This window comes from Nonomuraea sp. NPDC050227, from assembly GCF_044459705.1.
Classification (GTDB): Bacteria; Actinomycetota; Actinomycetes; order Streptosporangiales; family Streptosporangiaceae; genus Nonomuraea.
Genome location: NZ_JBITJF010000005.1, coordinates 637,657 through 657,327 on the forward strand (window position 1 = coordinate 637,657; position 19,671 = coordinate 657,327).

Here is a 19,671-nt window from a genome sequence, read left to right on the forward strand (position 1 = left end):
AGGTTCCCCCATACTTCCATGACGCCCGAGATGCAGAAGTACATCGACCTGCTGGAGAGCCAGCTCGGCTACGCCGAGAAGGCCGGTGCGTACACCAAGTTCGGCGACTGGTACGGCAAGACCGTCGAGTTCGACGCCGACTACTCCGCCGCACCCTGGTGTGACATGTACCTCTCCTGGGCCGCGCACAAGCTCGGCTACCAGGAGTGGATCGGGCAGTTCGCCTGGACCGTACGGCACGCCGAATGGTTCAAGGCTCAGGGCGCCTGGGGGAAGACGCCCAAGCCCGGCGCGCTCGTCTTCTACGACTGGAGCGGCACCGGCAAGATCGACAACATCGACCACGTCGGCATCGTCACACGGGTCGAGGGCGACACGATCTTCACCATCGAGGGCAACATCGACGGCGGCGTCGCCAAGCGCAAGGAGCGCGACACCAGCAAGGTCGTCGGCTACGGCTACCCCGAGCGCATCAAGGCCCGTCTCGACGAGGAGGCGGCCCAGAAGCGGGCCGACGAGCAGGCGGCGACGCCCGCCAGGCCCGGCACCGACGTGGGAACGCTCCAGCTCCCCGCCGACTCGCTCAGCTCCCTGATCCCGCACGTCGAGCAGGAGCGCGCCGTCGAGGCCCCGCTCGCCGCGCGTCCGAAGGCCGAGTCCGACAAGCCCGCCAGGACCACGGCGTCCTCGCCTCCGGCGTCCCCCGCCGCGCCGTCCGCGTCCGCCTCGCCGGCGACGGGGGCGGCTCCCGTGCCGACGGCGGCGGCCGGGAAGTCGGGACAGAAGTCCAAGCACGCCAAGGCGACGACCGCCGACACCACGTCCGCCACCGCCGAGCCCCTTCCCGCGCTCGTGGACGCCTCCTCGACCGGCTCGATGCCCGCGATCGGCTCACCGTCGCTGGTCGGGTCCGCGCTGATCGCCGCGCTGGCGCTCGTCGCCCTGGCGAAGACCCGCCAGAGCCGCCTCCGCCCGGCGACCGCCTCGGCGAAGGCCGCCCGCGTACGCGCCGCCGCGACCCTCTCCGCGAGGGAAGGTGCCACTCTGAGCACCGCCGCTCTGAGCGTCACCTCGACAGAGAGCACCTCCACGGGCGTCACTGCCGGTGTCACCACGGGCGTCACTGCCGGTATCGCCGTGCCCGTCGCTCTGCCTGTTCCCGTGCCCGTCGCCGTGCCCCTTCCCGGGACGCGTTCCAGGCGCGGCACCCACGCCGCCCCCTCACGCCACCGGCGTCGCCGCCGTCCCGCGGAGACGCGCCACGAGCACACCCGCCCCTCCTCGCTGCGGACCACCGCCGAGCCCGCCGACCCCTTCGAACTCACCACCGCCCCTTCCGGCACGAGCTTCGAACGCGCGGCCGCCTCGGCCGAGACCGGCCGGAGGCACCGCTTCGAACTCGCCGCAGGCTCCCCCGACACCGGCCGGGAAGGCGGCTCCGAAACCGGTCGGGAAGGCGGCTTCGAGTTCGCGGCCGTCTCTCCCGAGACCGGTCTGGGGGGCCGCTCCGGGCTTGGCGCGGGCTCTTTCGAGGCCGGCCGGAACCGTACCTTCGAGTTCGCCGCCCCCGTCCCCGAGTTCGGCCCCGCGGGCGGCGCCGAGGTCGCGGCCGGTGTGGACGCGTTCGAGCCGTTCACCGACCGCATGGCCCCGCCGCGGCGGCTGGACAGCGCCTCGTTCCGGCCCGCCCCCGACACGGCGCCCTTCGAGCCCATGTTCGACACCGGCCCGATGGTGCCGATCTCGCTCCCCCCGGCGACGAGCACGTTCAGCGCCTTCTCCCCCAGCCCCCGACCGGGCGCCGAGGTGGCCGCCCGGACGAGGACGACGCCGCGGGCCGCCCAGGCGTCCGGGATCGGCGCGACGTACCAGGGCCGTCGCCGCCGCAGCGAGCCGCTCCTGGACGCGCACGCCTCCGAGCACCCCTTCTTCATGGACGAGTTCACCGCCGATTCCGTCCCGCGCGGCCGCCGCCACCGTCGCGCCGCGACCGCCGGAACCGCCGCGACTGCCGGGACCGCCGGGACCGCGGTCTCGCAGCACCCGCGAGGCCCGCGCCAGCAGTCCGGCGGCACGAGCACCATCGACGCCTTCGTCCAGGACGCCCCTCTGCGCGGCCGCCGTCACCGCACCCCCACCCGCGAGATCGTCAGCACCCCCGACTGGGGACGTCAGCCCGCCTGAGGACGGCCCGCCGGCGACCGAGCGACCGAGCGGCGGGGGCCGGGTGAGCGGCGGCCCGGCGGGGTCAGGTCACGTCGTACTCGGCGGCGAAGGCGGCCAGGCGGGTGACCGCGTCCCGGCTGCGCGTCCATGGCCGGACGATCAGCCGTTCCACCCCCAGCTCCGCCCAGGCGGCCACCTCGCCAGGAGAGCCCAGCGCGTACGCGTGCGCCGTCACCGGCACCCCCGCCCCCAGCCGCGCCAGCTGCGGCCTGATGGACTCGACCGTGTGCGGCATGCTGATCCACCCGTCGCACAGCCGGGACGCCCGGCGCAGCGCCGCCGCCGACTCCCCGCCGGCCAGCACCGGCAGCCGTCCCTGCACGGGCTTGGGCTCGAAGGCGACCTCCGGGAACCGGTAGAACCGTCCGGAATGGGCGACCACGGGTTCGGTCCAGAGCCGCCGGACGATCTCGATGACCTCGTCCAGGCGGGCGCCGCGGGTCTCGAAGGGCAGCCCGGCCGCCGCCCACTCCCCGCGGTACCAGCCCGCGCCCACGCCGCAGATCGCCCGTCCGTCCGACACCACGTCCAGGGTGGCGAAGGCGCGGGCCGAGACGAACGGGTGGCGCAGGGCCAGCAGGTGCACGGCGGTGCCGAGCCGGACGCGGGTGGTGAGCCCGGCCAGCCAGCACAGGTAGGCCGGGGCGTCGAACAGCGGCGTCGTCGGCTTGATGCCGGGATCCTCGGTGCCCGGGTAGACGGCGAGCGACAGGTCGGTGGCGAACACCAGGTGCTCGGGCAGCCACACCGACTCGAACCCCAGCTCGTCGGCGGCCACGGCCACGTCCTTCCAGGCGTCCGGGTGCAGCAGGCCCAGCGGCACGCCGTACTTCACGGATACCTCCGCAGGTCGCGAGTGCCCAGGCAGGCGCGGACGTGTTCGCGGTGGGCGGCGGCGGTGCCGTGCGCGGCCGACAGGGACCAGGCCCGCGCGAGCCAGAACCGCAGGTCCAGCTCCTCGGTGTAGCCGATCGCGCCGTGGGTCTGCAGGGCGACGCGGGCGGCCAGCGTCGCCGCCTCGCCCGCCGCGGCCTTGGCGGCGCCGGCGTCCCGTCCGGCCGTGGGCGCGTCCCGGTCGACGGACAGCGCCGCGCGGTGCACCAGCGGCGCGGCGAACTCGACGGCGACCGCCACGTCGGCGAGCCGGTGCCGGACGGCCTGGAAGGACCCGATCGCCGCGCCGAACTGCCTCCTGACCCCCGCGTACGACACCGAGACCGCGAGCAGCTCCCGCGCGACCCCGATCAGCTGGGCGGCGGTCGCCACCGCGACGGCCCGCGCCGCGAGCGCCACCCGGTCCGCGCCGGGATCAGCACGTCCGGACGCTTCGAAGGCGACGTCGAACAACGGCCGGCACGGATCCACCCCCGGCACGGCGGTGAGCCGCGCCTCGTGCCCCGCCAGCACCCGCACCCCCTCCCCCGTACGCGCCACGACCAGCACGTCGGCGAGATCGGCGTCGGCCATGTACGCCTCCCCCGGCAGCAGCACCCCGACGCACACCCCGCCCGAGGCCAGCTTGGCCGCCTCGGGTGCCAGGAAGGGCGTCAGGAACGCCGCCGCCACCGCCGTCTCGACCACCGGCCCCGGCAGGCAGGCCCGCCCGGTCTCCTCGACCGCGGGCAGCACGTCGGTCAGCCCGAGCCCGAGCCCGTCGAGCTCCGGCGGCAGCAGCAGCCCGAAGAACCCCAGCTCGGCCAGCCGGTCCCAGGCGGGACGGCGTTCGGTCCGCAGCGCGCCGGGCGGGCAGTGCGCCCGCAGCACGTCGCGGACGGTCGCCCCCAGGGCGAGTTGCTCGTCGGTGAAGGCGAAGTGCATGAGGGCGACTCCAGAGGGGTCATCGGGGCAGGCCCAGGACACGCTCGGCGATGATGTTGCGCTGGATCTCGTTGGTGCCCGCGTAGATGGGCCCGGCCAGCGAGAACAGGAAGCCGTCCAGCCAGGCCGTCCCGCCGGCGCGGTCGCCGAGCAGTTCCATGGCCAGCTCGTGCATGCGCAGGTCCAGCTCCGACCAGAAGACCTTGCCCATGCTGGCCGCCGCCCCGATCTCGGCCCCGGCCATGATCCGGCGGGCGGTGGCGAAGGTGTGCAGCCGGTACGCCTCGGCCGCCGTCCAGCAGCGCGCGGCCCGGTCGGCGAGGGCGGGATCGGCGTCCAGGGCCAGGTCGAGGAGGCGGTCGGCGGTGGCGAGGAAGCGGCCGGGGCTGCGCAGGGTCAGGCCGCGTTCGGAGGAGGTGGTGGACATCGCGATCCGCCAGCCGTCGCCCGGCTCGCCGAGCACCATGGAGTCGGGCGCGAACACCCCGTCGAAGTGCAGCTCGGCGAACCCGGGCAGGCCGTCGAGCTGGACGATCGGCCGGACGGCGACGTCGTCCAGGGGGAACAGGAAGTACGTCAGGCCCTTGTGCCGCGCGCCGGAGGTGCGGAAGAGGCCGAAGCCGTGGGAGGCGTGGGCGGCCCGGGAGCTCCAGGTCTTGTGCCCGTACAGGAGCCAGCCGCCGTCGGCGCGTTCGGCGCGGGCGCTGAGCGCGGCGAGGTCGCTGCCGGCCTCGGGCTCGGACCAGGCCTGCGCCCACACGTCCTCGGCCGTCGCCATCCGGGGCAGCCAGCGCCGCCGCTGCTCGGGGGTGCCGAAGCGCATGAGGCTGGGGGCCAGGAGGAAGATGCCGTTCTGGCTGACCCGGGCCGGGGCGCCGGCGGCCCAGTACTCCTCCTCGAAGATCAGCCACTCGATCAGGGACGCGGCGCGGCCGCCGTACTCGCGCGGCCAGGAGACGACCGACAGCCGCTCGCCGGCCAGCAGCGCCTCCCAGGCACGGTGGGCCAGGAAGCCTTCGGCGGTGTCCATCGGCGGGAGCCGCTCGGGCACGTGGGCGGCCAGCCAGTCGCGAACCTCGGCGCGGAAGTCCAGCTCGGCCGGGGAGAAGTCGAGATCCACGAAACCAAACTAGCGCACGCTTGGTCCGCTGGCCAGGCCGCCGTCCGTCGGCCTAGTGTGGACGTCGTGCAGGGTCTTCTGCTCCGGCTTTCCACGCTCGACACCGACGCCGAGAGCGCGGTGCGGGTCATCGCCTACTTCGACTCGCTGGTGCGCGACCACGTCACCGTGCCGGTGCTGCTCGCGGCGACCGCGCGGCTGGCGCGATGTCCGGTCGGCCTGCACGACGCCACCGCCGGCCGGCGCCTCCGGACGAGCCCGGACGGCCGGGCCGCCGACGCGCGGACGCCAGGCACGGGGAAGCGGGCCGGGGAAGGGCCCCAGGAAGGGGCGCGGGCGAGGGAGCTGAGCGACGGCCTGGGCAGCGTGTGGATGGAACGCGAGGGCGCCCCGCACGGCCTCGACGACATCGTGCTCGAACGGTTCGCCGCCGCCGCCGAGCTGACCCTGGAACGCGCCGCCGCGCAGGCCCGCGAGGGCCGGGACCCGGCGCTGGTCGAGCTGGTGCTGTCGGCCGAGACCGGCGAGGCGGAACGCGCGCGGGCGCTCCGCCTGCTCGGCTTCGCACCATCCACCCCGCTCCAGGCCCTGGCCTTCGCCCTCCCCGGCGACCCGCTCGCGGCCGGGTTGCGGGCGATGGGGCACCGCGTGCGTACGGCCAGGATCGGCGACACCCAGGCCGCGCTGGTGGCCACCACCGTCGAGGGCGAGCTGCCCGAGGGCGCCCGCGTGGGCATCGGCCCGGAGCTGCCCGGGTCGCACGCCGCCGAGTCGTGGGCCAAGGCCCGCACGGCGCTGCGCTTCACCGGCCCGCACGACCGGGTGGTGCGCTGGACCGATCTCGGCGCGCTCGCGCTGTTCGCCGACCTGCCCGGCCCGGCCGTCGCGGAGCTGGCCGACGTGCGGGCGATGGCGCGGCTGAGCGATGACCACCTGCTCGCGGTGCGCGCGCTGTGCTCGGCCGGATCGGTCCGCGCCGCCGCCATCGGGGTGCACCTGCACCACAGCTCGATGGCGGCCCGCATCGCGCGGGCGGAGTCGGCGCTGGGCTTCTCCCTCGCCGCCCCGGCCGGACGCCTGCGCGCCCACCTCGCCCTGGCCCTGCTGCGCCTCCTCGCGAACGCCACCGCCGCGAACGCCACCACGGCCGACGCCACCACGGCCGACGCCACCACCGCGAACGCCGCCACCACCGCCGCGAACGCCGCCGCCGCCGCTACAGGCGGTACGCCCGCCTGAGCGCGGCCAGCCGGGTCTCCCGCGCCCGCCTGCTCAGCGGGGTGTCGGGCACCATGACGTCGAACCCGTGGAACGCCCCCGGGTAGAGGTGGAACTCGGTGGACACCCCGGCCCGCGCGAGCCGCTGGGCGTAGTCGATGTCCTCGTCCCTGAACACCTCCAGCTCGCCCACGTCGACGAACGCGGGCGGCAGCCCCGACAGGTCCTCGGCCCGCGCCGGCGCCGCGTACGGCGGGACGTCCGGGCCGCCCGCCCGGTCGCCGAGCAGGGCGGACCAGCCGTAGAGGTTCGCGGCCCGGTCCCAGACCACGGCCTCGGTGAACTCCAGGCTCGACGGGGTGGTGTTGCGGTCGTCGAGCATCGGGCAGATCAGCAGCTGGAGGACCACCTCGGGCCCGCCCCGGTCGCGGGCGAGCAGCACGGTCCCGGCGGCCAGCCCCCCACCCGCGCTGGCCCCGCCGACGGCCAGCCGGGCGGGGTCGATGCCCAGCTCCTCGGCGTTCTTGGCGGTCCACACCAGCCCCGCGTAGCAGTCCTCGACCGGCGCGGGGTGCGGGTGCTCGGGCGCGAGACGGTAGTCCACGGAGACCACGACGACGCCGAGCCGCTCGACGTACTCGATCATCGAGGCCTCGTCCACCTCGGGCATGCCGACGATCATGCCGCCGCCGTGGATCCAGTAGAGGCCGGGCCGGCCGGCGCCGTCCTGCGCGGGGCGGTAGACGCGGACCCGGATGTCCGGTTCGCCGTCGGGGCCGGGGACGCGGCGGTCCTCGATCCGCACCTCGGTCTCGGCGGGCGGCATCGCGGCCAGCATCGCGTGGATCTGGGCCCGGTGCCCGGCCAGCTCCTCCGCGTCGAGCGCCGTCACGTCGAACGCCGGGAAGGGCGCGTTCTCCAGGGCGGCACGCAGGTCCGGATCGAGGTTGGGGTGGAACGCCATGAGGACTTCCTTCCACGGAGGGGGCTTGCCGTACCCCTCGATGGTCGGATTTCGCGCGACGGCGTGGCAACCGCCATCCGGCTGCCGTTGCGCGCGCCCCGCCCGCCGTCCGGCGACCTCGGCCGGGGTCAGCGGGGGTCAGTGAGGTCAGCCGGGGTCAGCTCAGCAGGGTGACGACCTGTTCGGCCAGGGGCGCGGCGCTGGCCGGGTTCTGGCCGGTGACCAGCCGGCCGTCCACGACGACCTGCGGCTGCCAGTCGGGGGCGGGCTCGTGCCGGGCGCCGCGCTCGGTCAGCGCGTCGGCCAGCAGGAACGGCACCACCCCCGCCACGCCCCGCGCGGTCTCCTCGCTGTTGGTGAAGGCGGCCACCCGCCGGCCGTCCACCAGGTGGGAGCCGTCGGACAAGGTCAGGCCGACCAGCGCGGCCGGGCCGTGGCAGACCGCCGCGACCACGCCGCCGCGCTCGTAGACCTCGCGGCCGACCCGGGCGACGTCGGGGTCGGCGGGGAAGTCCCACATGGTGCCGTGGCCGCCGGCGTACAGGACGGCGTCGTAGGCCGAGGCGTCCACGCCGGAGAGGGGGGCGGTGTCCTCGTCCAGGCCGGTGGCGAGGAAGGCGGCCTGCGCCGGGTCGTCCGGGTCGTGGCCGTCGCGGGGCGGGCGGCCGCCGGCGATGCTGGCGACGTCCACCTCGAAGCCGGCCTTGGTGAAGATCTGCCAGGGATGGGCCGCCTCGGGGACGTAGTATCCGGTACGCTCCACGCCGCCGAGGTCGTCGTGGCTGGTCAACACGATCAGGATGCGCTTGCTCATGCCTTCGAGCATGGCCGGGAAAGCCCATCAGCCACAAATAGCGAAATGTCAGTCGTGGCATCAGAATAGTGATGTGTCGTCTCTCTCGCTGGACCTGCTGCGGACCTTTCTCGCCGTCCACAGGACCGGCTCCATCACCGCCGCCGCGCAGACGCTCGGCCTCTCGCAACCCGCGGTGACCGCCCAGGTCAAGACGCTGGAGGCGACGCTCGACCGGCCGCTGTTCGACCGGCTGCCGCGCGGCGTCGCGCCCACCCCCGCCGCCGACGAGCTGGCCCGCCGGCTGGCCCCCGCCCTCGACGCGCTGGAGGAGGTGGCCGGCTCGGAGCTGCCCTCGGACGAGGCCGTGCACCTGGGCGGCCCGGCCGAGTTCCTGTGCGAGGAGGTCATGCCGATGCTCGCCCCGCTCGTCCGCGACGGGCTGCGCCTGCGCACCACCCTCGGCCTGGCCGACGACCTGCTGGCCGACCTCGCCGCCGGACGGCTCGACCTGGTGCTGTCCACGATCCGGCCCCGGGTGCGCGGCGTCCAGGCGGACCCCGTCTACGACGAGGAGTTCGTCCTGGTGGCGGCGCCGTCCGTGGCCCGCGCGCTGCCGCCCGGCCGGGTCGGGCCCAAGGAGCTGGCCGCGGTGCCCGTGGTGGCCTACGCCGAGGACCTGCCCATCGTGCGCCGCTACTGGCGGGCCGTCTTCGGGCGGCGGCCGTCGATGGCCGCGCAGGTCGTCATCCCGGACCTGCGCGGCGTGCTGAGCGCGGTGCGGGCCGGCATGGGCGTCTCCGTCCTGCCCGCGTACCTGTGCCGGCGCGACCTGGCCGAGGGCACGCTGGTCGTGCTGGCCGAGCCGGCGGAGCCGCCGATCAACACCGGCTACCTGGCCGTACGGTCGGGGGCGCCGGCCAGGCCGGCCGTGGGGCGGGTGCGGGCCCACCTGCTGGCGGCGTTCCGGGCGGCGCCGCCGTACTGAGGACGAAGGTGGATGACGGGCGATCACCTTGGGCATGCTGGGCACATGTGTCATTCCACCGACAGCCGGCCGCCCGCCCCGTCGATCCGGGGCGAGGTGGCGGCGCACGAGCAGATCACCCTGACCTCAGCCGACGGCACCCGCTTCATGGCCTACCGGGCCGACCCGGCCGAGCCGAACGGCCGCGGCGTGGTGATCATGCCGGACGTGCGCGGCCTGCACCCGTTCTACCGCGACCTCGCGGTGCGCTTCGCCGAGGCCGGGTTCCGCACGATCGCGATCGACTACTTCGGCCGCACCGCCGGGACCGACGACCGGGGCGACGACTTCGACTACATGCCCCACGTCGACCAGCTCAAGCTCGACCAGGTGCAGGCCGACGCGGCGGCCGCGACCGCCGAGCTGGCCGCCGGCGGCCCGGTGTTCACGGTCGGCTTCTGCATGGGCGGCGCCCTGTCGTGGCGTCAGGGCGCGGAGGGCAACGGCCTGGCCGGGAGCATCGGCTTCTACGGCGCGCTGCGCTTCATCGACGAGCCGACGACCGGCCCCGGCGCGCCGCTGCTGCTGCTCAGGGGCGGCGCCGACAAGGTGTCGAGCCCGGAAGAGTTCGACGCCTACACCGCGGCGCTGGACCGGGTGGGCACCGAGCACGAGACCCACGTCTACGAGGGCGCGCCCCACTCCTTCTTCGACCGCTCGTTCAAGGAGTGGGAGGACATCTGCCAGGACGCCTGGCGCCGCATCCTGTCCTTCACCGAACGGCACTCAGCCTAGGTACGCGGCCCGCACCACCGGATCGTCCCTGACCCGCGCCGGCGTCCCGGACGCGATGACCCTGCCCAGGTCCAGGACGACGATCCGGTCGCAGATCTCCATGACGAAGCCCATGTCGTGCTCGACCAGCAGCACGGTGGTGTCCAGGGCCCTGACGACCTCGCCGAGCCGGGCGGTCTGGGCGGCGTCCAGGCCGGAGGTGGGCTCGTCCAGCAGCAGGAGCCGCGGACGGTCCGCGAGGGCGCGGGCCAGCTCGACCATACGGCGCTGCCCGACCGGCAGCGCGGCGGCGTACGCGTCGCGCAGCGGGGTGAGCCCGCACAGGTCGAGCACCTCGGCCACGCGCGCGCCGCGCTCGCGCTCGATCCGCCGCCGGCCCGGCCACCCGGCCAGGTCGGCGGCCAGTCCGCCGCCACCGCCGTGCCAGTCGAGCGCGGCCAGCACGTTCTGGGCCACGGTGAGCCGGCCGAACACCTGCGTGCGCTGGAACGTCCTGCGCACGCCGGCCCTGGCCCGCCGGAGCGCGGACACGCCGGTCAGGTCGCGCCCGTCCAGCGTGACCCGGCCCGCGACCGGCCTGCGCAGCCCGGACACCACGTCGAACAGCGTGGTCTTGCCCCCGCCGTTCGGCCCGATCACGCCGCAGACCTGGCCGGGCCCGGCCTCGAACGACACGCCGTCCAGCGCCCTGACGCCGCCGAAGGCCACGGACACGCCCTGCACCGCCAGCATTCACCTCACCCCCAGGTAGGCGGCGGTCAGCCGGTCGCCGTCCACCTCCGAGCGGGGGCCCGTCCAGGTGACGGCGCCCAGCCGCATGAACGCGACCCGGTCGGCGACGGCCAGCGCCTCGGTCGCCTTCTCCTCGACCAGCAGCAGCGCCACGCCCCGGTCGCGCAGCTCGGCGAAGACGTCGAACACCTGCCGCACCACGAGCGGGGCCAGGCCGAGCGAGGGCTCGTCGGCGATCAGCACCCGCGGCGGGCGCACCAGGGCCGGGGCCAGCGTGAGGAGCTGCTGCTCGCCGCCCGACAGCGCGCCCGCGGCCACCGTACGGCGGGCCGCCAGCTGCGGCAGGCGCCGGTAGACCGGCTCCGGATCGTCCAGCCAGGTGCGCAGGTTCTCCTCCACGGTGAGCCCGGGGAAGACGCCCCGCCCTTCGGGGGCCAGCAGGACGCCGGCGCGCGCCCGCCGGTGCGCCGGCCAGGCGGTGACGTCCACGCCGTCGAGCAGGATCCGGCCGCCGGTCACCGGCAGGTCCCCGGCGGCGACGGCGCACGCGGTGGACTTGCCCGCGCCGTTCGCGCCGAGCAGCGCCACCACCTCGCCGGGCCGCACCTCCAGCCGCACCCCGCGCAGCACGGTGCAGTCGGCGTAGCCCGCCACGACGTCCTCCAGCACGAACAGCGGCCCGCCGGACCCGCCGCCCCCGGCCGCGGCCCGCCGGGCCACGACCCCGGCGACCACCTCGGCCGGAGGCGCGGAAGGCGCGCCGGAAGAAGCGGTGGAAGAAGCGGTGGGGAAAGCGCCGGAAGGAGCGGCGGGAAGGCGGCGGGCGCGGCGGCGATGGCGGGCCTCGGCGAGCTGGGTGAGCACGCCGTCCGGATGCCGGGCCAGGATCATGCCGCCCGCGCCGAACAGGATCGACCCGACGTGCGCGGACACGTCCCAGGTCGCCAGCAGTTCGGGCACGGCCACCGCGACCAGCCCGCCGAGCACCGCCCCGCCGATCCTGCGCACGCCCTGCAGCACCACCACGGCCAGCCAGACGAACCCGGCGAACGCCGGCAGGTCGGTGGCCGTGACCGACCCCTTGGAGATCGCGAACAGCACCCCGCCGAGCCCGGCGACCGCCGACGCCAGCACGAACAGCACGATCTTGGCCCGCGGCGCGGACAGCCCGGAGGTGACGGCCGCCGCGGGCGCCGACCGCACGGCGAGGACGGCCCGCCCCGACGCCGACCGCTCCAGGTTGCGCACCAGCAGCGCCACCAGCCCGATCAGCGCCAGCAGCACGGCCACCCGCACCCGCGGGTCGGAGGTGTCGGCGAAGCCGAGCCCGAGCGCCGGCAGCGCCCATCCGATGGTCCCGTTGCTGAAGGCGTCCACCTGGAACAGCACCTGGTCGGCCAGCAGCGCCAGGGCCAGCGTGGCCAGCGTCAGCACCCGCCCGCCCAGCCGCAGCGCGGGCAGCGCCACGACCAGCCCGACGGCCCCCGCGGCGGCCACCCCGAGCACGATCGCCACGACGAACGGCAGCCCGGAGGCGAACGCCCACCCGCAGGTCAGCGCCGCCATGGCGGCGAAGGCGGCCTGCGCCAGGTTCACCATGCCGCCGATCCCGGTCACCACCACGAACGAGCAGAAGATCAGCGCCAGCACCAGCCCCTGGGCCGCGACGCCCACGTAGTACTCCGGCCCGAGCAGGGCGAAGACCGCCAGCGCGGCCAGGCCCGCCGCCCACGGCAGCCGCCTGCGCCAGGCCGGCACCCCGGCCAGGTGGTCGGGCGGCGGGACGTCCTCGGCGGCGCTGCCCGCCACCCGCTCCCGCGACCGGTTCAGCAGCAGCAGCCCGGCGAACAGCAGGATCACCGGCACGGCCGTGCGCAGCCCGGTGACCTCCTCCAGGAAGTCGGTGTACCCGGCGACCAGGTTCTGCACGACGCCGAGCGCGAGCCCGGCGGCGAACGTCCAGGGGATCGAGCGCAGCCGCCCGAACACCGCCGCCGTCGCCGAGGCGAACAGCAGCACCGTGTACGCCGTCGCGTCCAGCCCGAGCACCGGTGCCGCCAGCACCCCGGCCAGGCCGGCGAGCCCCGACCCGAGCATCCAGGCCAGCGCCGAGGTGGCGTCCACGTCGATGCCCCGGAGCGTGGCCAGGCGGCGGCGGTCCACGGAGGCGCGCATGCGCAGCCCGTACGGCGTGTGCCGCAGGAACGCCCACAACCCCGCCGCCGCGACGGCCGAGAAGGCGAAGGTGATGAGCTGGTCGGTGTCCAGCCGCACGCCGAGCGGGTCGAACGACACGGCCGGATGGGGTCCGACGCCGCGCGGCAGCGAGGTGGCGTCCGTGGCGGGCAGCCCGGCCAGCTCCACGGCCAGCAGGCCGAGCGCGGGCAGCGCGATCGTGAGCCCGATGGTGGCGACGATCTGCGCGGTCTCCCCCGCCTGGGCGAGCCCGCGGAACATGGCCCGGTGCAGCAGGTAGCCGAGCGCGGGCGCGAACAGCCCGGCCGCCACCACCGCCGACAGCCAGGCGGGCAGCCCGGCGGCGGTGGTGAGCTCGTAGAACACCAGGGCGGCCAGGAAGCCGACGGCGCCGTGGGCGAAGTTGAACACCCCGGTCGCCGCGTACGACAAGGTCAGGCCGGAGCCCATGATCGCGAAGACGGCCCCGGTGACCAGGCCGCTGAGCACGTACTGGAGGATCATTTCAGCGGCACGTTGTCGAAGCAGGCCATCCTCCTGGCCACCTGGAAGGCCCCGCCCTCCAGTTTGACCAGGGCGCCGCAGCCGTTCGGCTCGCTGTGGTCGCGCGGGTAGCGGATGCGGCCGAACCCGGGGTTCTCGTAGACGTAGTCGCCATTGGCGGTGGCCAGGAACTTCTCCCTGGTCAGGTCCTTGCCGGTGCGCTTGAGGACGTCGAGGAAGATGTCGGCGGCCCAGTAGCCGATCGCCAGGTGCTGGGTGAGCGCGGTGCCGGGGGCGACCTGCTCGACGTCCTTCTTGAGCTGGGCGATCTCGGGCGCCGGCGACTCGAACGGCTCGAACATGGGCGCGGCGATCACGCCGTCGAGCGCCTGCGCGCCGGCCGGGTCCTTGAGGATGGCCAGGTCGTAGCTGGTGGCGTCGGTGAGCACGCCCTTGTACCCGGCCCGCTTGAGCGCCGCGTAGAGCCCGACGTTGAACTTGGTGCCGGCGATCACCGAGACGACGACGTCGGGGGCCTTGCCGCCGTCCGAGGTCATGATCTTGTTGACGTACGGGAGCCAGTCGGGGGGCGGGGCGGCGGCCGGCAGGCCGGAGTTCACGCCGGCCAGCTCGAACCCGGCCGCGGTGAACGACTGGGAGATGGTCGTGCCGCCGTACTTGCTGCCGCTGGAGTCGCTGGTCTGCACGTAGACGCTCTTGCCGGCGGCGCCGCCGAGCAGGTCGGCCATCTGCCTGCCCCACCACGTCTGGGAGCCGGCGCCCTGCTTGGGGGCCAGGCAGCCGTTGTAGCCGAACCCGGTCCTGGTGCCGCACCACTGCGGCCCGGTGGCCCAGCCGAACCAGGGGACGCCCTGCTGTTCGAGGAAGGCCGCGCCGCCGAAGTTGGGGGCGTGCACCGGGACCAGGGCGAACACCTGGTCCTTCTGGACGAGTTTCTTGGCCGCCGCGTCGCCCTTGGCCGCGTCCTGGGCGTCGTCCTCGGCGCCGATGAAGTCGATCTTCCGGCCGTGCACGCCGCCCTCGGCGTTGGCGCGGGCGAACCTGGCCTTCGCCCCGATCTCGGCGTCCCTGGTCGAGTAGCCGCTCGCGCTGGTCTTGGTCAGCACGCCGCCGATCTTGATCGTGGTGTCCGTCACTCCCGCGCCCGACTGGGCTGCGCCGGTCTGCTGAGCCGCGCAGCCGGCGACGAGCAGCGTCAGGGTGAGCGCCGCCGCGCCCCGCCGTACCATGTTGTACTCCTCGCGACTCGGCCTAGCGCTCGCTTGGTTTCGCTGAGCGTAGATTTGCCGGAAGGGGGTGTCAACGGCCTACCGAGCAACCGCTTGCTCGCAGACGGCGCGCCGGGCTAGCGTGGGCCCATGCTGATGCGCGCGGCCGTGCTGACCGGGTTCCACGCCCCCATGGAGATCCGCGACGTCGAGATCGACGACCCCGGCCCCGGCGAGGTGCGCGTCCGGATCAGGGCCTCGGGCGTGTGCGGCTCCGACCTCAAGGCCATCGACGGCAAGAGCCCGGTGGTGGGCGCGCCGCCGTTCATCCTGGGGCACGAGAGCGCGGGCGTGGTGGAGAGCGTCGGCGCGGGCGTCACCTCCGTCAGGCCGGACGACCACGTCATCATCGCCATGAGCGGCCCCTGCGGGCGCTGCCGCCACTGCGGCTCCGGCCGCTTCCACCTGTGCTCGGGCCCGCAACGGCTGCCGACCATCATGGGCGGCCCGCCCAGGGTCACCCTCGACGGCCGGGAGACCCGCCGCTTCATCGGCATCGGCTCGTTCGCCGAGTACGCGGTGGTCGCCGAGGCCATGTGCGTCAAGATCGCCAAGGACGCGCCCTTCGCCGCCATGTGCCTGCTGGCCTGCGGCGTGGTCACCGGCGTGGGCGCCGTCCTGAACGTGGCCGAGGTGCCGCCGGGCGCCTCGGTCCTGGTGGTCGGCTGCGGCGGCGTGGGGCTCAACGTCATCCAGGGCGCGGTGCTCGCCGGCGCCACCACGATCATCGCCGCGGACGTGGCCGAGGGGAAGCTCAAGCTGGCCGAGCGCTTCGGGGCCACCCACCTGCTCACCGCCGGGGACCTGCCCCGCCAGGTGAGCGCGCTGGTCCGCGGCGGCGTCGACTACGCCTTCGACGCGACCGGCGTCCCCGGCGTGCTGGCGGACGCCTTCGCCGCCACCCAGCCGGGCGGGACCACGGTCATGGTCGGCAGCCCGCCCCAGGGCCACCCCATGGCGCTGGACACCGGCCTGCTGTTCTCCTCCCGCCGCCTCATGGGCACCCAGGGCGGCGACGCCGCGCCGCACCGCGACCTGCCCATGCTGGCCGCCCAGTACCTCCGCGGCCGCCTCGACCTCGACGGCCTGATCACCGAACGCCTCCCCCTCGACCAGATCAACGAGGCCGTCGCCCACGTCCGCCAGGGGACGGTCGCCCGCACGGTCATCACGCTCTGAGGCGCTATTCTCATTTTCTTTGGAATAGTGGAGGTTGTCCCATGTCGTACCCCCAGCAGCGCTACCTCGGCGAGACCGGCGAGATCAGCGCCACCCTGCGCCCGGCGGACAACGGCCCCGACCTGTCGATGGCGACCGGCACCCGCGTCCACTACCTGGGCACGGGCGGCTCGACGAACGGCGCCTACGGCCTTTACCGCTGGGAGATGGGCCCGCGTCCCGGCGGCGCGTCCCCGCACTTCCACCGCACCATCACCGAGTCGTTCTACGTGCTGACCGGCACCGTCCAGCTCTACGACGGCGACAAGTGGGCCGACGGCCGCCCCGGCGACTTCCTGCACGTGCCCGAGGGCGGCGTGCACGCCTTCCGCAACGCCTCCGGCGAGCCGGCCTCGATGCTGGTGCTCTTCACGCCGGGCGCGCCGCGCGAGGCGTACTTCGAGGAGCTGGCCGAGATCACCCACAGCGGCCGCGAGCTCACCCCCGAGGAGTGGACCGAACTCTGGCTGCGCCACGACCAGTACGCGGTCTGATGGCGGATTTCCCCGAAGAGCCCGTCTACCGGCACCTGGCCCGCGTCGGCAAGGCGCTGGCCAGCCCGGTGCGGCTGCGCCTGCTCGACGTGCTCGACCAGGGCGAGCGCACGGTCGAGGAGCTGGCGCGGGCGGCGGGCGTGCCGGTCAAGAACACCTCGGCCCAGCTCCAGCACCTGCACGCGGCCCACCTGGTGACCAGCCGCCGGGACGGCACGCGGGTCCGCTACCGGCTGGCCGACGAGCAGGTCTCGCGTTTCCTGGGCGACCTCCAGCGTTTCGCCCACGACCGGCTGTCCGGCCTGCGCGAGGCGGTGCGGGAGCACCTGGGCGACCTGTCCGGCGTCACGGCCGACGAGCTGGCCGCCAGGCTGGCCGACCCCGGCACGGTGGTCGTCGACGTCCGGCCGGCCGCCGCCTACGCCAAGGGGCACGTGCCGGGCGCGATCTCGGTGCCCCTGGACGACCTGGCGGGCCGCCTGGCGGAACTGCCCGCGGACGCCCGGGTCGTGGCCTACTGCGGCGGGCCGTACTGCGTGCTCTCCCCGCAGGCCGCCCGCCTGCTGCGCGAGCGCGGTCTCGACGCCCGCCCGCTGGACGGCGGCCTGATCGGCTGGCGGCGTGCCGGGCACGAGGTCGCGCGGGAGCGTACTGTGAGCGGGTAATCGCCCACAGTGAGGGAGGTCCGCATGCTCGCCAGAGGAGCCGTCGCGGCCGGCCTGCTCGCGGTCGTGACCGTGGGCGGCGCCGGCCCCGCGCAGGCCCGCTACCGCTACGACTTCCGCAGCCGCGAGGTGGTCATCTGGAGCGAGCCGAAGGGCGGCGCGGCCCAGCTCGGCGTGGGCCGTCCCGGCGACGGCTTCGACTCCGACCGGTCGGAGGAGCACGAGCCGTTCCGCTGCGACGACGCCTTCGACAGCACCCTGTGGCACCACGGCACCGACGCGGCCACCGGCGTCGTCGGGTGGGTGCCGGCCTGCCACCTCGACGACCCCGACTGACCGGCCTGCCACCTCGACGCCCCGGCTTACCGGTCGCCGGCGGGGTCAGCGCCCGGCGCCCACCGGCTCCTGCGCGCGCTCGCGGCGCGGCTCCGGCTCGTCCTCCTCGTGGCCCTCGACCGACAGGTTCGGCAGCAGCCGGTCCAGCCAGCGCGGGCACCACCAGTTCGCCCGGCCGAGCAGCACCATCGTGGCCGGCACGAGGAAGCCGCGGATGACGGTCGCGTCCACCGCGATGGCCACGGCCAGCCCGACGCCGAACGTCTTGACCATCGCGTCCGGGTAGGCGATGAACGCCACGAACACCGCCACCATGATCAGGGCGGCCGAGGTGATGACCCGGCCGGTCGAGCCGAGGCCCTCGGCCACCGCCCGGCTGTTGTCGCCGTGCCGGGCGTGGGCCTGGCGCACCGCCGTCAGCAGGAACACCTCGTAGTCCATCGACAGGCCGAACAGCACCGCGAACAGCATCAGCGGCACGTAGCTCTCGATCGGCACGGAGAAGAACAGCGTCTGGAGGTAGGAGGCGTCCATCGGGGCGTCCATGCCGACCAGGCCGCTGCCGAGGCCGATCGAGAACACCAGCGCCAGCGCGCCGAACGCGGCGCCCAGCGACACCAGGTTCATCACGGCGGCCTTGACCGCGACGACGGGCGCGCGGAAGGCGAACAGCAGGAGCAGCGCGCTGAGCAGCACGACCACGCCGATGACCAGCGGGGTGCGCTCGTTCATGCGGTCCCCGGCGTCGGTCAGCCCGGCCACCTTGCCGCCGACGTGCACCTGGACGCCCGGGATCGAGATGGCCCTGACCTCCCTGACCACCTCGGCGGCCTTAGGGTCGCTCGGCGCGTAGTCGCTGATCGTCTGGAGCAGCACCGAGCGGCCGGAGGCGTTGACCTTCGGGTCCGACACGTGGGCGACCCCGTCGACGCGGGCGACCTCGTCGGCGAGCCGCTTGACGGTGGCGTCCCCGGCGCCGGAGACCTTCTCCGGCAGCTCGGCGACCACGATCAGCGGGCCGTTGCTGCCGGGGCCGAAGGCCGTGGCCATCAGCTCGTACGCGCGCCGCCCGGCCGAGTCCTTGGCCGCGTACCCCTCGTCCAGGGGTCCCAGCTGCAGCGCGAGCGCGGGCGCGGCCAGCGCGCCGAGCACGAGGACGCTGCCGATCAGCACCCGCCACGGCCGGCGCGCCACCCACGCGCCGAGCCCGGCCCAGCCGGCGCCACCGCCGCGGGTGGACGACCGCCCGCGCACCAGCGGCACCTTGAGCGCGTTGACGCGGTGGCCGAGCAGCCCGAGCAGGGCGGGCACGAGGGTGACCGAGGTCAGCACGGCGAAGACGACGGAGATGCCGGTCACCCAGCCGAGCGTGCTCAGCAGCGGGAACCCGGCCAGCATCAGCGCGCTCAACGCGATGATCACCGTGCCGCCGGCGAACACGACGGCCCCGCCCGAGCTGGAAACCGTCCGGCGTACGGACTCCACGACCGGCACGCCGTCGGCCAGCAGCTTGCGGTGGCGCGACAGCAGGAACAGCGCGTAGTCGATGCCGACGCCGAGCCCGATCATCGTGGACATGATCCCGGCCTGCTTGGGCATGTCCACGACGTAGCCGAGCAGGCCGATCACGCCGAGCCCGGTCGCGACGCTGACCAGCGCGGCGAAGATCGGCACCATCGCGGCGACCAGCGTCCCGAAGGCGAAGACCAGCACGAGCAGCGCGCAGACCACGCCGATGATCTCGCTCGGCCCGGTCTTGATCTCCTTGCTCGCCGGGTTGGAGTCGGCGGCGGGCACCACTTCCAGCCCGGCGTCCCTGGCCGGGCCCGCGGCGTCGGACAGGGCCTGGGTGTCCTCGCCCACCTTGTCGGGGTCGTTGCCCTGCATCTTGACGGTGATCACGCCGATCTGCAGGTTCGAGGCGATGCCGCCCATCCGGTAGGGCGTGTCCACCTGGACGACGTGCGGCATCGTGCGCATCGCGGCCACCGAGCGCTCGACGGCCTGCTTATGCGGTTCGTCGGTGAGCTTCCCGTCCGCGGAGTACAGGAGGAGTTGCACGGTTCCGCCGGCGGCGTAGCCGGGGCCGAAGCCCTCCTTCATCAGGTCGTGCGCGCGCTGCGCGTCTGTGCCCGGGATGGAGGCGTCGTTGCTGACCGGGCTGCCGAGCGCGAGGCTCGCGCCCATCAGGCCCGCGGCCAGGACCACCCATAAAGCCAGCACGATCCGCCCGTGCCGCGCGCACCAGCCACCCAGCCGACCAAGAAACCGCGTCATCGTCTCGCCCCTGCCCGACGGCCGTCCTGTACGGTCGTACAGGACTACGATAAAACGGAGGACATCGGAAATTCCGGATC

At 74.6% G+C, this 19,671-nt stretch carries 17 protein-coding genes; 8 read left to right on the plus strand and 9 right to left on the minus strand.

Annotated elements, in window-relative coordinates:
• Nucleotides 1-18: 18 nt before the first annotated feature.
• On the plus strand, nt 19-2,184 hold the full coding sequence (locus ACIBK9_RS23275; protein WP_397161005.1) for a CHAP domain-containing protein: 2,166 nt from the start codon (nt 19-21) through the stop codon (nt 2,182-2,184).
• Between the two features lie 64 nt (nt 2,185-2,248).
• Here ACIBK9_RS23275 and ACIBK9_RS23280 read toward each other — a convergent pair whose 3' ends face one another.
• The 3 genes from ACIBK9_RS23280 to ACIBK9_RS23290 are packed head-to-tail and all read right to left on the minus strand — an operon-like array spanning nt 2,249 to nt 5,164.
• Nucleotides 2,249-3,061, minus strand: a complete 813-nt coding sequence (locus ACIBK9_RS23280; RefSeq protein ID WP_397161006.1) for a TIGR03619 family F420-dependent LLM class oxidoreductase — start codon at nt 3,059-3,061, stop codon at nt 2,249-2,251.
• Entirely contained in the window at nt 3,058-4,044 is a 987-nt protein-coding gene (locus tag ACIBK9_RS23285; RefSeq protein ID WP_387681849.1) for an acyl-CoA dehydrogenase family protein, read from the minus strand. The genes ACIBK9_RS23280 and ACIBK9_RS23285 overlap by 4 nt, the downstream gene beginning before the upstream one ends.
• Nucleotides 4,045-4,063: 19 nt before the next feature.
• A complete protein-coding gene (locus ACIBK9_RS23290; protein WP_397161008.1) occupies nt 4,064-5,164 on the minus strand; it encodes an acyl-CoA dehydrogenase family protein in 1,101 nt (366 codons plus the stop codon).
• Nucleotides 5,165-5,230: 66 nt separating this feature from the next.
• Here ACIBK9_RS23290 and ACIBK9_RS23295 point away from each other — a divergent pair, with 66 nt between their 5' ends.
• Complete coding sequence (locus tag ACIBK9_RS23295) at nt 5,231-6,403, plus strand: helix-turn-helix domain-containing protein (RefSeq protein WP_397161010.1); 1,173 nt, start codon at nt 5,231-5,233, stop codon at nt 6,401-6,403.
• Here the strand turns inward: ACIBK9_RS23295 and ACIBK9_RS23300 are convergent.
• Nucleotides 6,381-7,346, minus strand: coding sequence for an alpha/beta hydrolase (locus ACIBK9_RS23300; RefSeq protein WP_358298575.1), 966 nt, complete (start codon nt 7,344-7,346; stop codon nt 6,381-6,383). The genes ACIBK9_RS23295 and ACIBK9_RS23300 overlap by 23 nt on opposite strands.
• Before the next feature lie 157 nt (nt 7,347-7,503).
• Nucleotides 7,504-8,160, minus strand: a complete 657-nt coding sequence (locus ACIBK9_RS23305) for a type 1 glutamine amidotransferase domain-containing protein (protein ID WP_387681840.1) — start codon at nt 8,158-8,160, stop codon at nt 7,504-7,506.
• 73 nt (nt 8,161-8,233) lie between these two features.
• Here ACIBK9_RS23305 and ACIBK9_RS23310 point away from each other — a divergent pair, with 73 nt between their 5' ends.
• Together ACIBK9_RS23310 and ACIBK9_RS23315 are read left to right on the plus strand one after the other, a co-directional pair.
• Nucleotides 8,234-9,127 (plus strand): LysR family transcriptional regulator, encoded by an 894-nt coding sequence (locus tag ACIBK9_RS23310; protein ID WP_397161011.1) that lies wholly within the window; start codon nt 8,234-8,236, stop codon nt 9,125-9,127.
• A gap of 45 nt (nt 9,128-9,172) precedes the next feature.
• The gene (locus tag ACIBK9_RS23315; protein WP_397161013.1) at nt 9,173-9,901 is read left to right on the plus strand and encodes a dienelactone hydrolase family protein; all 729 of its coding nucleotides are present in this window, start codon (nt 9,173-9,175) and stop codon (nt 9,899-9,901) included.
• Here the strand turns inward: ACIBK9_RS23315 and ACIBK9_RS23320 are convergent.
• The 3 genes from ACIBK9_RS23320 to ACIBK9_RS23330 are packed head-to-tail and all read right to left on the minus strand — an operon-like array spanning nt 9,893 to nt 14,562.
• Nucleotides 9,893-10,633: an ABC transporter ATP-binding protein gene (locus tag ACIBK9_RS23320; RefSeq protein WP_397161015.1), complete on the minus strand. Its 741-nt coding sequence runs from the start codon at nt 10,631-10,633 to the stop codon at nt 9,893-9,895. The genes ACIBK9_RS23315 and ACIBK9_RS23320 overlap by 9 nt on opposite strands.
• Nucleotides 10,634-13,333: an ATP-binding cassette domain-containing protein gene (locus ACIBK9_RS23325; RefSeq protein ID WP_397161017.1), complete on the minus strand. Its 2,700-nt coding sequence runs from the start codon at nt 13,331-13,333 to the stop codon at nt 10,634-10,636.
• On the minus strand, nt 13,330-14,562 hold the full coding sequence (locus ACIBK9_RS23330) for an ABC transporter substrate-binding protein (RefSeq protein WP_358298587.1): 1,233 nt from the start codon (nt 14,560-14,562) through the stop codon (nt 13,330-13,332). Before ACIBK9_RS23330 ends, ACIBK9_RS23325 begins: the two co-directional genes overlap by 4 nt.
• A gap of 129 nt (nt 14,563-14,691) precedes the next feature.
• Between ACIBK9_RS23330 and ACIBK9_RS23335 the strand changes: the two genes are divergently transcribed.
• The 4 genes from ACIBK9_RS23335 to ACIBK9_RS23350 are packed head-to-tail and all read left to right on the plus strand — an operon-like array spanning nt 14,692 to nt 17,314.
• Nucleotides 14,692-15,780 carry an alcohol dehydrogenase catalytic domain-containing protein gene (locus ACIBK9_RS23335; RefSeq protein ID WP_397161019.1) on the plus strand — a complete coding sequence of 363 codons (1,089 nt, stop codon included), beginning with the start codon at nt 14,692-14,694 and terminating at the stop codon, nt 15,778-15,780.
• A 41-nt stretch (nt 15,781-15,821) separates the two neighbouring features.
• Nucleotides 15,822-16,313, plus strand: coding sequence for a cupin domain-containing protein (locus tag ACIBK9_RS23340; protein ID WP_358298591.1), 492 nt, complete (start codon nt 15,822-15,824; stop codon nt 16,311-16,313).
• Nucleotides 16,313-16,978: an ArsR/SmtB family transcription factor gene (locus ACIBK9_RS23345; protein ID WP_397161021.1), complete on the plus strand. Its 666-nt coding sequence runs from the start codon at nt 16,313-16,315 to the stop codon at nt 16,976-16,978. Before ACIBK9_RS23340 ends, ACIBK9_RS23345 begins: the two co-directional genes overlap by 1 nt.
• A gap of 24 nt (nt 16,979-17,002) precedes the next feature.
• The gene (locus ACIBK9_RS23350) at nt 17,003-17,314 is read left to right on the plus strand and encodes a hypothetical protein (protein ID WP_397161022.1); all 312 of its coding nucleotides are present in this window, start codon (nt 17,003-17,005) and stop codon (nt 17,312-17,314) included.
• 45 nt (nt 17,315-17,359) lie between these two features.
• Here ACIBK9_RS23350 and ACIBK9_RS23355 read toward each other — a convergent pair whose 3' ends face one another.
• Nucleotides 17,360-19,591 carry an MMPL family transporter gene (locus tag ACIBK9_RS23355; protein WP_397161024.1) on the minus strand — a complete coding sequence of 744 codons (2,232 nt, stop codon included), beginning with the start codon at nt 19,589-19,591 and terminating at the stop codon, nt 17,360-17,362.
• Nucleotides 19,592-19,671 lie beyond the last annotated feature (80 nt).